General features: G+C 71.2%; 11 protein-coding genes. 6 read left to right on the top strand and 5 right to left on the bottom strand.

Features of this window, described 5'->3' with window-relative positions; translation table 11 throughout:
* Nucleotides 1-41: 41 nt before the first annotated feature.
* The 4 genes from ACFVUH_RS17640 to ACFVUH_RS17625 all read left to right on the top strand — a co-directional run bounded on the left by ACFVUH_RS17640 (nt 42) and on the right by ACFVUH_RS17625 (nt 3,240).
* On the top strand, nt 42-1,388 hold the full coding sequence (locus ACFVUH_RS17640; RefSeq protein WP_355359711.1) for an NtaA/DmoA family FMN-dependent monooxygenase: 1,347 nt from the start codon (nt 42-44) through the stop codon (nt 1,386-1,388).
* Between the two features lie 45 nt (nt 1,389-1,433).
* Entirely contained in the window at nt 1,434-1,958 is a 525-nt protein-coding gene (locus ACFVUH_RS17635; RefSeq protein WP_355359714.1) for a flavin reductase family protein, read from the top strand.
* Nucleotides 1,951-2,421, top strand: a complete 471-nt coding sequence (locus tag ACFVUH_RS17630) for a riboflavin kinase (RefSeq protein ID WP_355359717.1) — start codon at nt 1,951-1,953, stop codon at nt 2,419-2,421. The genes ACFVUH_RS17635 and ACFVUH_RS17630 overlap by 8 nt, the downstream gene beginning before the upstream one ends.
* Nucleotides 2,422-2,538: 117 nt before the next feature.
* Nucleotides 2,539-3,240, top strand: a complete 702-nt coding sequence (locus ACFVUH_RS17625; RefSeq protein WP_387914150.1) for a nicotinamide riboside transporter PnuC — start codon at nt 2,539-2,541, stop codon at nt 3,238-3,240.
* Nucleotides 3,241-3,298: 58 nt separating this feature from the next.
* On the opposite strand, the gene ACFVUH_RS17620 is transcribed toward ACFVUH_RS17625, so the two are convergent.
* The 5 genes from ACFVUH_RS17620 to ACFVUH_RS17600 form a co-directional block, all read right to left on the bottom strand.
* Nucleotides 3,299-4,030, bottom strand: a complete 732-nt coding sequence (locus tag ACFVUH_RS17620; protein WP_387914148.1) for a pyridoxamine 5'-phosphate oxidase family protein — start codon at nt 4,028-4,030, stop codon at nt 3,299-3,301.
* Complete coding sequence (locus ACFVUH_RS17615; protein WP_387914147.1) at nt 4,027-5,451, bottom strand: hypothetical protein; 1,425 nt, start codon at nt 5,449-5,451, stop codon at nt 4,027-4,029. Before ACFVUH_RS17615 ends, ACFVUH_RS17620 begins: the two co-directional genes overlap by 4 nt.
* A gap of 27 nt (nt 5,452-5,478) precedes the next feature.
* Nucleotides 5,479-6,684: a phosphatidylserine decarboxylase gene (locus ACFVUH_RS17610; protein ID WP_387914145.1), complete on the bottom strand. Its 1,206-nt coding sequence runs from the start codon at nt 6,682-6,684 to the stop codon at nt 5,479-5,481.
* A gap of 351 nt (nt 6,685-7,035) precedes the next feature.
* The gene (locus tag ACFVUH_RS17605) at nt 7,036-7,836 is read right to left on the bottom strand and encodes an MHYT domain-containing protein (RefSeq protein WP_387914144.1); all 801 of its coding nucleotides are present in this window, start codon (nt 7,834-7,836) and stop codon (nt 7,036-7,038) included.
* Nucleotides 7,837-8,173: 337 nt separating this feature from the next.
* A complete protein-coding gene (locus ACFVUH_RS17600; protein ID WP_387914142.1) occupies nt 8,174-9,199 on the bottom strand; it encodes a hypothetical protein in 1,026 nt (341 codons plus the stop codon).
* Between the two features lie 225 nt (nt 9,200-9,424).
* Between ACFVUH_RS17600 and ACFVUH_RS17595 the strand changes: the two genes are divergently transcribed.
* Both ACFVUH_RS17595 and ACFVUH_RS17590 read left to right on the top strand, forming a co-directional pair.
* Entirely contained in the window at nt 9,425-10,075 is a 651-nt protein-coding gene (locus tag ACFVUH_RS17595; RefSeq protein ID WP_387914141.1) for a TetR family transcriptional regulator, read from the top strand.
* Between the two features lie 121 nt (nt 10,076-10,196).
* Nucleotides 10,197-11,870 carry an FAD-binding dehydrogenase gene (locus ACFVUH_RS17590; protein WP_387914139.1) on the top strand — a complete coding sequence of 558 codons (1,674 nt, stop codon included), beginning with the start codon at nt 10,197-10,199 and terminating at the stop codon, nt 11,868-11,870.
* The last annotated feature ends 291 nt before the right edge of the window (nt 11,871-12,161 follow it).

Here is a 12,161-nt window from a genome sequence, read left to right as displayed (position 1 = left end):
CCCCCCACGGGTCCCTCACCAGCACTACGGAGAACCACCCCATGAAGAACCTCAAGATCGGCCTGTTCGAGAACGCCCAGACCAACGCGAGCGGCACCGCCACCTGGCGCCACCCCGACAGCCGGCGGCACCTCTTCGACACCCTCGGCTACTGGCGCGAGCTCGCCACCCTCTGCGAGGACGCCAAGCTGGACTTCCTGTTCCTGGCCGACGCCTGGGGCTGGTCGGAGATCGACGGCACCCGCCCGCCGATCGCCACCGAGGAGACCCTCGACCTGCCGCGGCTCGACCCGGTGGTGGTGGCCTCCGCACTGCTGTCGACGACCACCAACCTCGGCCTGGTGATGACCGGCTCCGTCCTCGTCGAGCCGCCGTACGCCTTCGCCCGCCGGATGGCCACCCTGGACCAGCTCTCCGGCGGCCGGATCGGCTGGAACGTGGTGACCACGGGGACCGCCGACACCGCCGTCAAGGCCTTCGGCATGGAGATGGTGGCGCACGACGACCGCTACCGGATGGCCGAGGACTTCCTCGACCTCGTCTACAAGTACTGGGAGGGCGCCTGGGAGCCCGACGCGCTGGAGAAGGACAAGGAGGGCCGCTTCGCCGACCCCGCCAAGGTCCACCTGATCAGTCACGAGGGACCCTTCTTCCGCTCGCAGGGCTACGGCAACACCGCGCGCTCCCCGCAGGGCACCCCGGTCCTCTTCCAGGCCGGCGCCTCGCCCGCCGGCCGCCGGGTCGGCGGTCGGCACGGTGAGTGCATGTTCGTCGGCAGCGGCTCCGTCGAGCAGCTCGCCGGGCACACCGCCTCCATCCGCGAGGAGGCGGTCAAGGCCGGCCGCCGGGCCGACCAGGTGAAGGTGATGTCGGCGTTCTCCTGCGTCGTCGGCGCCAGCACCTCCGACGCCGAGCGCCGCTACCAGCGGATCCTGGACGCCCAGCGGCCCGAGGTCACCGTCGCCAGCTACGCCATGTTCACCGGGCTCGACCTCTCCTCCTACGCGCCCGACACGCCCATGACCGAGCTGTCCACCGAGATGTCGCAGACCCAGGTGGCCCGCTTCGCCGGCAAGACGGTCGGCGACGTCCTCGCCGACTGGCACACCCACGGCGTCGGCGCCCGCCCGGTCGTCGGTACGGCCGAGGAGATCGCCGACGAGATCTGCGCGCTCGCCGAGGGCGCCGACCTCGACGGGTTCCTGCTCTCCCCGGCCGTCCAGCCGGCCTCGACGGTCGAGTTCGTCGAGTCGGTGCTGCCGATCCTGCGCAAGCGCGGCGTCTTCCGCGGCGAGTACACGGCGGGCGAGAGCCTGCGCGAGCGGCTCACCGGCGCGGACGACCGGGCGCTGCCGGCCAGCCACCCGGCCGCCCGCTACCGGCACTGAGAACAGCACCCGCGACCAGACGATGACGAGAGGATGTCGATGACCATGGCCACCCTTGCCCACGATCCGGCCGGCACGTCCACGCCGGCGGAACTGGACGCCGCGACCCTGCGACAGGCCTTCGGGGCCTACCCCACCGGCGTGGTCGCGATCAGCGCGCTGCGCGGGGACGAGCCGGTCGGGTTCGCGGCGAGCTCCTTCGTCTCGATCTCGCTGGAGCCGCCCATGGTCGCCGTCAGCGTCGCCCGCACCTCCACCACCTGGCCGCGGCTGGCGCCGGCCCCGGTCGTGGGGCTGAGCGTGCTCAGCCACAGCCAGGGCGCGCTGTGCCGGCGCCTGGCCTCCCGCGAGGGCAAGCGCTTCGACGGCGTCGGGTGGACGGCGACGCCCGAGGGCGCCGTGCTCATCGAGGACGCCGCGCTGTGGCTGACCGCCAGGGTCGGCGCGACGTACGACGGCGGCGACCACGAGATCGTGCTCCTGGAACTGCTGAGCGCCGAACTCTTCGCCGGCGTGGAGCCGCTCGTCTTCCACACCAGCCAGTTCCGCGAGCTCCTGCCCCATGCGTGAGACCCCCGTGCCCGTGACCCCGGACGCCCGCCCGCACCTCACCGGCACGGTGGTGCACGGCGCCGGCCGGGGCCACGGGCTCGGGTTCCCCACCGCCAACATCGCGGCCGGCCCGGACTCCCCGGTCCCGCCGGCCGCGGTGTACAGCGGCTGGGTGGTCCGCCACCGCACCGGCGCCGTCCACCCCGCGACGATCAGCGTCGGCTCCAACCCCACCTTCTGCGACACCGCCGACGTCCACGTCGAGGCGTACTGCCACGACCTCGACGAGGACGTCTACGGCGAGCGGGTCACCGTCTGGTTCGCCGAACGGATCCGCGACACCGTCAAGTTCCCCTCTCCCGCCGCCCTGGTACGGGCCGTGCGGGAGGACGTCCGGCGCTCCGAGGCCCTCCTCGCCTCGGACCACGGGCGGCGCGTCCGCGAGGACGCGCTCGCCGCGCACCGCGGCACCGCTCCCTGAGGCACCCGCGCACGGTCCTTCCCCCCACCACCGTCGCTCCACGCCTCGTCACCGGCCCCGTCCCGGGCCGCAGCTCACACCCAGGCTTGTTCCCCCAGCAAACAAAGGTGTTTGGTCATGAGCGCACTCCAGTGGCTGAACGAGCAGTTCAGCTTCTTCGGCATCCCCGTCTACTGGTCCGACTTCTTCGGCAACCTCCTGGCGCTCGCGACCGTCTGGCTCGCCCTGCGCCGCTCGCTCGTCGCCTGGCCGGTGCAGATCCTCGGATCGGTCCTGCTGCTGATCGCCAGCCTCAACGTCCACCTCGGCGGCAACGCCGCCCGACAGGTCGTCATCATCGCCTCGGCGTCCTGGGGCTGGGCCACCTGGCGGCGCAGCCGCCAGCAGGAGGGCACGATCAACGTCCGCTGGGCCTCCTGGCAGGAGCGCGCGGCCCTGATCGGCGTCATGGCCGTCGGCACCTTCGGGTTCGCCGCGCTGCTCAAGGCGACCGACGCCTCCTTCTACCCGGGCGCCCCCTGGTGGATGGTCCTCGCCGACGCCTGGATCTTCGTCGGCTCGATCCTGGCGATGTACACCCAGGCCCGCCGGTACGTGGAGTTCTGGTTCGTCTGGCTGGCCGTCGACCTGGTCGGCGTGCCGCTCGCCATCCACTCCGAGCTGTACTTCTCCGGCATCGTCTACGGGATCTTCTTCATCATGGTCCTCGTCGGCATCCGCGACTGGGCCTCGCACAGCAAGGGCCAGGAGATCGCCTCCCCGCTGGAGCCGGCCGTCGTCCTGGAGGGCCGCAACGACACCACCAGCACCAGCGCGTAACCGGCGACGGCCACGTCCTGCGAGCGGTTCCCGGCTCGCAGGACGTGGCGTCGGCGTTCTACGTGGTCCTGCCGATCAGCCGCTGGACGGAGGCGGGCGGGTCGGCCTCCTTGTCCTTGACGTGCGAGTCGGGGAGGGCCGGCCCGTAGACCTGGCGGATCGGGAGCAGGCCGCCCCAGATGCCGAGCTTCCAGTCGTCCTCGTTCTCGTGCTCCGGCTCGGCGGCGGCGTGCTTCTTGAACCGCACCGTCGCGTTCTCCGTGAGGCTGACGGAGAGCACCCCGACGGTGGGGGTGTTCTTCCCGTCCGTGTCCAGCTCGTCCTCCCTGCCGCCCTGGCCGTCCTTGATCGGGCGGAGTTCGGGCCACCGGCCCGGGATGACCTGTTCGCTGAGCGCCTCGAACGCCTTCGCGCGGTCCTTCGGATCGACCTTCCTCGCGAGGCCGTCCACCACCACGGAGCGGTAGTCGAGGGAGGTGCTGATCGCCGCGCGCCCGACGAGCAGGCCGTCGAGAAGGGTGACGGCCAGACAGACGGGGACTCCGGCGTCGTTCCACAGCTGCCGCAGCGAGGGCTTCAGCTTCGGCTCCGGCGGCCAGTAGACGGAGCCGTGCAGGTAGAGCAGCTTCTCGTTCCCCTCCTCGTGGTACGCGTAGACCATGGGTACGCACCTCGGCCGGCCCGTGTCCGGGTCGACGTGGGCGAGAGTGCAGACGTACCCCTTCCGGAGGACCGCGGTGGCCGCCGTCAGGTCCTCGGACTCCTTCGTCCGCTTGAGGTGCCCGCTCACTCCTTCTCCTGGTCGGCGTCCTGCTGGGCCTTGTCGAGGATCGCCTGGACCGCGCTCGTCGGGTCCTGGCCGTGGAAGGGGCGGTCGAAGAGCCAGTTGTAGAGCATCTCCCGGGAGACCTGCGGCTGGTAGGCCGGCACCTCGTGCCCGGAGTCGGGCACGGCGACCTGGGTGACGTTCTTCAGGGTGCGGACGAAGCCCTTCGGGTGCCCCTGGGCCTGCTTCCAGATCAGCCGTTCGGCGTTGCGCCAGCCGTCCTTCATGATCTCGTCGAGGATCTCCTCGGTGCTCTGGTAGCCGCAGGCGGAGTCGAAGTCCCCGGTGTAGAGCAGGACCTTGTACTTCTCCGGAGCGTCGATGAGATCGGTGTACACCGGGGAGGCGTCCGCCATGATGTCGGCCTTCAGCGCGTCGGCCACCGGTCCGGAGTTGTCCGCGAACTGCCATTCGTGGTCGACGTGCAGGGAGGCCTTGACGGCGTCGCTGTTCAGGTAGGCGGGCAACGCACCCACCGACAGGCCGTCCCAGCTGCGCACGTCGTAGAGGTAGAAGTTGCCCCCGAACGCCAGCACGGCGTTGACCAGGCCGTTCCCGAGATCGGTGGCCTTCTTCAGCTTGCCGGCCCTGAGGGCCTCCTGGAAGTTGGCGTAGCCGAAGTCCAGGACGTCCTTCTGGCCCAGGCCGAGGAATCCGGACGCGTAGGCGTAGTCGATCATGACGCGGATGGAGAGCTCCGGCCTGATCCAGCCGTTGCCCACGGCGATGCCGGCCAGGTTGAGGTGCGTTCCGGTGTTGCCGCGGTTCTGCTCGTGGATCTTCTTGGCGATGTACGGAACGTACTTGCCGGCGTAGCTCTCACCGCAGACGTACAGGGGACACTTCAGGTACTCCGGGTACGTCGCGAAGAACTGCTGCAGTGCCAGCCAGAACATCTGGCTGAGGGTCTCCTCGTCCTTGACGTAGCCCTTGTCGTCCTGGTCGTCACCGTCGTAGTAGCTGTATCCCGAGCCGATGGGCTGGTCCCAGTAGAGGACGTGGGCCTCCTGGTTCCAGGTGTCGGGGCTGACCGAGATGGATCCGGCCGCGTCGTCACCGATGCGCAGCGGGCCGTTCTCGAGGAACAGTCCCGCGAGCGAGGAGGCGCCGGGCCCGCCGTTGAGCCAGATCAACAGGGGCGTCTGCTCGATCAGCTCCTTCTGCTTGTCGGCGTCGATGTTGGGGTCACAGGTCTGGCTCTCGAAGAACCAGTAGAACAAATGGCTCTCCGGAATGTCCTGGATGTTGACGTCCGCGTACCCGGCGTAGGACCGGACGGTCTTCGGGAGTCCTTCCTCCTCCTTCTTCTCCGGGTCGGGGTAGAAGTGGAGCATCTGGGTGTTGGCGACGTTCGCGGGGATCGAGTACACGGGCTGACGGGGCATGGGGCACCTTCCGTTTCGGGGTAGGGGTCAGGACGCCGGCGTGACGCGCCCGGGCAGCGGGCGGACGTAGCGCTCGAAGTGGCGCTCGGTGTGCGCGACCTCCTGGAGGACCCCGATGCGCTGGCCCATGAGCAGCTGGAGCGCGGGGAACCGACCCGCCTCGAACAGCAGGATGTTCAGCGAACCGCCGTACTGGAAGTAGCCGATCTCCTCGCCCTTCTTCACCTCGACCGGGGCCGACTTCTCGTCGATCCGCCGGAACTTCTCCTGGAACTTCACGGAGCCGATCGAGTTGAGGCCGACGGGCACCAGGGCGACGTAGCCTTCGCCGTCCGGCTTCCCCTCGTGGTCCAGGTAGGGCGTCTTGATGATGGCGTAGCCGCGGCGGAAGTCCTCGAACAGGCTGTAGTCGTACCCGTAGCCGACGTTCCCCTTGTTGAGCAGGTCGGGGAAGTCCCGGATCCCGTAGTAGACGCCGTGGACGTCCTCGTTGGACTCCACCACCTTGCCGCCGACCGGGGCGTGGTAGCGGTGGTAGGTGTCGGGCATGAGGATGCACGACACGGCCGTGCCGCCGATGAAGTTCTCGGCGTACTGGGAGCCGTTGAGCAGTCTGCTCACACTCATGGTCACGGCGGCCTTGATCGGCAGCGGCGTATCGGGCGCCAGATTGTCGACGACCATGTTGATGACGCAGTCGGTCGGAGCGGTCACGACGCTGGGGTCGTCGGGGTAGTCGATCGGCCGGGCGGTGTCCGTCAGCTCCCTGATGAAGAACTTGTTGAGGGTCGACCAGTCCCCCTTCTTGAAGTCGGCCATCCGCTTCGGGCCGAGTTCGTCGATCCACTGCTGGACCAGCTTCTCGGAGTCCTCGGAGTCCATCTGCCGGCCCTGCAGCTGGGTGAAGTCGGCCAGCACGTCACGCCCTGAATCGCTGGTCACGAACGCGAGCCCGGCGGCGTTCTCGTAGCTGATCCAGCTGAACTTCCGGATGTATTTCAGTCCGTCGGAGAGGGGCTGCTTCCAGGCCCAGTCGTACCACTCGACGAAGAACTCCGCCAGGGTCTTTCCGTTCGCTCCCCGCCAGTCCTTGTAGACGTCCGAGTCCGGGTAGACCGTGGGCGGCGTCAGACCCCTGATCGCCGCGTCGAACTTCTTCCTGAAGTCGCTCGTTTCGTCATCGTAGAGCTTCTCGACCTTCTCCTTGAACTCCTTGATGTTCTGCGAGGTCACGTCCTGGCGTCCTTCCGTACGGTGGGGTCCTCCGGCGCTGCTGCGCCCTCACCAGTACGTCCCGATCTGCGGAGAAGCGCGCCCGCGGCTAGGCCGTTCGTCTGGAAACCACCTCCGCCCGGCGGTACGTCGCGTGTCGTGCCCGGCCGGGGCCGTCCTGAAGTCGTAGCGGTGGAGGGGAGTTTCGACGGGGTGCCTCCGCGACGGCGTCCTCCCCGTCCAGGGCACCGGCCGCCCCGCCGCCCGCCCGTAGCCATGGGTCCGCACCGGTGTCCGGACACCTCTGGACGACGCGACGGCCCGGCGCGGGAAGCCCCCCGCGCCGGGCCGTCCGGTCCGTCCGGCGACGGATCACCCGCGCCGGTCGAACAGCGGCACCCGCACCGGTTCCGGTCGGGCGGCGCCGGCCCGGCCCGACAGCGAGGAGTCCTGCGGCGACAGCATCAGCGCGATGCCGCCGAGGGCGAGCAGCACCAGGATCGCCACCGCGAGCGGGGTGATGAACTGTGAGGCCGGCAGGCCACCGATCGGAGTGCGGTCGTCCAGCACGACCGAGACCGCCGCCATGCCGGTGTAGTGCATGGAGACCACGGCGACCCCGGCGATCAGCGACGAGGCCAGCGAGGCGAGCAGGCCGGTGATGTTCAGCGTCATCCACAGGGCGACGGTGGACGCGGCCACCGCGATCGCGACCGAGGCGGCCACGGTGGCCGGGTCGTAGGAGACCTGCCCCTGGACGTGCATCGCGGTCATGCCGAGGTAGTGCATCGCCGCCACGCCCAGGCCCATCACCGTCCCGCCGACCAGCAGGGTGGACAGGCCGCGCGGCCGGTAGCCGACGTAGAGGATGCCGAGACCGCAGACCGCGATCGCCAGCAGCAGGCTGCACAGCGTCAGCGGCACGTTGTAGAGGATGGTCGAGCCGGTGACGGTGAAGCCGAGCATCGCGATGAAGTGCATCGTCCAGATGCCGCAGCCGATCTCGGCGGCGCCGAGCAGCAGCCAGCCGAGCCGACGGCGCGGCGGCAGGTCCAGGGCGCGGACGGTGCAGCGGAGGCCGAGTGCGGCTCCGAGGCAGGCGACCAGGTAGGACAGGACCGGGTTGATCCAGCCGTAGTGGAAGCCGTCGATGGGGGCGGTGTGGGGGTGCATGGAGGTACCTGGGCTGACGTTCGTTGGCGGATGCGGACGGGAACGGACCGCGCCGGGGGAGGGGCGGCGCGGGCCTTCCGGTTCCAGGGGTACACGAAGGATTCGAACCCCCGGGGAAGCCGGGTTGAAGGGGAGTGGTCCACCGGTCGGCGGGGCCCGGGTACCCGGGCCGCGGCCGCACCCGCTCCGGTCGGTGTGCCGTCACCTCGCTGCTCGAAGGCCCCGGTTCGGTGAACCTCGTGGTACGCCCGGAGTCGAGGGTCACGGGCGGTGCCACGGGGGCGGCAGGGCTCTGCCGGGGCCTTGCGTGCGGACACATACTAACGACCCCCGCCGGTCAAGGACCTGACGGGGGTGTTCGGGGGTTGTTTCGTGAAGGGTTTCGGGTGGACGGACCGTCGGCCGTGGTCCGGCCCAGGCGGGCGGTCAGGAGGTTCGGGTCCTGCTGGGTGACGTACGCGGCGTCCGCGATCCAGACGCGGTCGCCGCGGACGGCGAGGGAGGTGGGGTTCTGCAGGCCGTCCGAGTGGTCGAGCACGATGGTGTGGGTGCCGTCGCCGGCGATCAGCGCGATCTCGCTGCTGCCGTTGAGGGCGGCCAGGATCTGGTCGCCGCGGCCGGTGAAGGCGAAGTCGTCGATGCTGGGCAGACCGGTGGCGACGACCCGGGCCGGGTCGGCGGTGCCGTCGCCCCGGATCGGGATGCGCAGCAGGGTTCCGTTGTCGAGGTTGGAGACCCAGGCGGCGTGGTCGTGGATCTTGATGCCGTTGGCGCCGAGGAAGCCGTTCGGCTGCAGGGCGGTGCCGGTGGCCCACCGGACGGCGGTGCCCCCGCCCGGGGGGATCCGCCAGACGGTGCCGAGGACGGAGTCCGCGGCGTACAGGAAACCGGTGCGCCCGTCCCGGGCGAGGCCGTTGGGCAGGGCGTCGGCGGGCAGGGCGGTGACGCGCTCGGGGGTGCCGCCGGGGGCGAGCCGCCAGATGCCGGTGAGGTCGGCGGTCCCGGTCGCGTAGATGAAGGAGAGGACGCCGTCGTCCGCGCGCACGACGCCGCCGAGGAACGGGGCCGTCAGGGCCGGGGTGGCCGAACCCGGGGCCGGGGCGGGCAGGGTGGCGAGGACGCGGACGGCGCCGTGGCGGTCGATCTCGGCCAGCTGACGGGAGAAGGCGAAGGTCACGACGGTGTTGCCGTTCGGCAGCACGGTGATGTTCTCCGGCTGCTGGCCCCGGGCGAGGTCGAGGTGGGCTATCGCCGTGGGGGTGCTCAGCGGGGGAGCGGCGGCCCGGGCGGGCGTCACGGCGACGGTCGAGGCCGTCGCGGCCAGCGCCACCGCGGCGACCCGGAGGAGGGGAGTGGTGCGCATGGTGCGGTTCCTTTGCGTTCGGGCGGACGGGGAATCAGGAATCGACGCCACGTGTGGAGTCGTCTCAGCCTAGGGAGGCACCGCCCCGCGTGTTGGCCTTTCGGCGTACGGCGGTTGGCCCCGTCGGGTCCTTCCCGGCAGGGCCGTGCCGGGCCGTCCCACAAAAACTTAGAAACTCAAGGTTTTGGGGTTCCCGGCGCTCCGGGTGCCTCGTAGACTCCGCTCATGACCAAGCCGAGAGGCCCTTACGCCAAAACCTCCTCGAAGCGGCAGCAGATCATCGAGGCCGCGCTCGCCGCCTACGCCGAGGCGGGCAGCCGCAAGGTGTCGGTGCGCGACATCGCCCAGCGGGTCGGGATGACCGATGCCGGGGTCCTGCACCACTTCGGCGGCCGGGAGGCCCTGCTCACGGCCGTGCTCGCCGCCCGCGACGCCGCCGCGGAGGAGCGGTTCGGCGCGTTCGAGGCCCGCAGCGCGGGCGACTTCCTGCAGGTCCTGGCGGCCAACGCGTCGACCCCCGGTCTGGTCAAGCTCTTCGTGGACCTCGCCGCGGCCGCCGCCGAGCCGGACCACCCGGCCCACGACTACTTCGGGGAGCGCTACGACCGCTACCGCCGGCGGTTCGCCGAGCAGCTCGTCGCGCAGGCCTCCGCCGGGCCGGCCCCGGACGGACCGGTCCCCGACGAGCGGGCGGGCGCCGTGGACGCGGACCGCGCGGCCGAAGCCGCCTGGGCGGCCCGGATCCTGATCGCCGCGACGGACGGCCTGCAACTCCAGTGGCTGCTCGACCCCCGGATCGACATGGCCGACGACATCCGCCGGCTCGCCGACGTGCTGCTGAACGCCCCGGGGGGCCGCGACCGCCCGGCGGGCTGACCGCACGCCGCAGCAGCCCTCCTTCGGCGGTGCGCCGCCCCCTCACCACCCTCCCTCACCACCCGCGCCCACCGCCCCGCCCCCCGAGCGGGCCCGTGACGGCACTTCCCCGAGGACACCCATGGACACGGACGTCATCATCGTCGGAGCCGGCCTGGCCGGACTCACCGCCGCCCACGAACTCACCTCCCGGGGACGCCGGGTGATCCTGGTCGACCAGGAGAACGCCGCCAACCTCGGTGGCCAGGCCTGGTGGTCGTTCGGCGGACTGTTCCTGGTGGACTCGCCCGAACAGCGCCGGATGCGCGTCAAGGACTCCTTCGAGCTCGCCTGGAGCGACTGGCAGGGCAGTGCGCGGTTCGACCGCCAGGAGGACGAGGACAGCTGGGCGGTGCGCTGGGCCCGGGCGTACGTCGAGTTCGCGGCCGGCGAGAAGCGTTCCTGGCTGGCCGGACACGGGCTGCGCTTCCTGCCCACGGTCGGCTGGGCCGAACGCGGCGACCTGCGCGCCGACGGGCACGGCAACTCCGTCCCCCGCTTCCATGTCGCCTGGGGCACCGGGACCGGCGTCGTCGAGCCCTTCGCCCGCTACGCCCGGCAGGCCGCCGCCGACGGGCTGCTGACCTTCCGCCACCGCCATCGGGTCGACGCACTCGTCGTCACCGACGGCGCGGTGACCGGTGTGCGCGGTCGTGTCCTGGCCGACGACGACTCGGTGCGCGGCGCGGCCTCCAACCGTGACGAGGTCCGCGACTTCGAACTCACCGCCCAGGCCGTCGTGGTGGCCGCCGGCGGTATCGGCGCCAACCACGACCTGGTCCGCGCCCACTGGCCCGCCCGGCTGGGCGCCCCGCCCCGGCACATGGTCACCGGCGTCCCCGCCTACGTGGACGGCCGGATGCTCGCCATCACCGCCGAGGCCGGGGCGCGCCTGGTCAACAGCGACCGGATGTGGCACTACACCGAGGGCCTGCACAACTGGGACCCCGTCTGGCCCGGCCACGGCATCCGGATCCTGCCCGGCCCCTCCTCGATGTGGTTCGACGCGCTGGGCCGCCGGCTGCCCGAGCCCTGCCTGCCCGGCTACGACACCCTGGGCACCCTGCGCCACCTGCGCACCGACCCCGAACTGGCCGGGCACGACCACTCCTGGTTCGTGCTCACCCAGAAGATCATCGAGAAGGAGTTCGCCCTCTCCGGCTCCGAACAGAACCCCGACATCACCGCCGGCGACCGCACGGCCTTCGTGCGCGAGCGCCTGCTGAGCAAGGGCGCGCCCGCCCCGGTCGAGGCGTTCAAACGGCACGGCGAGGACTTCGTCACCGCCGCGACGCTGGAGGACCTGGTCGCGAGGATGAACGCGCTGACCGAGAGCCCGCTGCTGGACGCGACGACGATGCGCCGTCAGATCGAGGCCCGGGACCGGCAGTTGGCCAACCCCTTCGGCAAGGACGCCCAGATCCAGGGGATCCACAACTCCCGCCGCTACCTCGGCGACCGGCTCGGCCGCACCGCCGCGCCGCACCGGCTGCTCGACCGGGCCGCGGGCCCGCTGATCGGCGTCAAGCTGCATGTGCTCACCCGCAAGACGCTCGGCGGCATCCAGACCGACCTGGCCTCCCGCGCGCTCGGCGCCGACGGCACGCCGGTGCCGGGGCTCTACGCGGTCGGTGAGGCCGCCGGGTTCGGCGGCGGCGGCGTCCACGGCTACAACGCGCTGGAAGGCACCTTCCTCGGGGGCTGCCTGTTCTCCGGTCGCGCGGCCGGCCGCGCCGCGGCGGAGGCCACCGCCTGACCGCAGCCCCCGGCGCCCGCCGCCGCCTCGGCCGCCACGCCGACGACCTCGCCGCGCTCCGGTGCGCACACGCGCACGCGCAGGACAGGGCGGCGGGCCCGGCCGACCCGTCGTCCTGAGCCGTCCCCCGGGCACCGCCGGGAGGGCGGCGCGATGGGTTTTTGGCCACCGAAGGGCGTGTTTCCGGCAGGTCGGGTCGGGACTTGCCGGTGTTGTGACGTCCGGGTTGTCCGGTTCGGTGATCGATGGTTACCTCGGTCCTCGTGACATCGTTGGTATCAGGCAAATCAT

The organism is Kitasatospora sp. NPDC058032 (genome assembly GCF_042885845.1).
Taxonomy (GTDB): Bacteria; Actinomycetota; Actinomycetes; order Streptomycetales; family Streptomycetaceae; genus Kitasatospora.
This window is presented reverse-complemented; position numbering and strand designations above follow the sequence as displayed.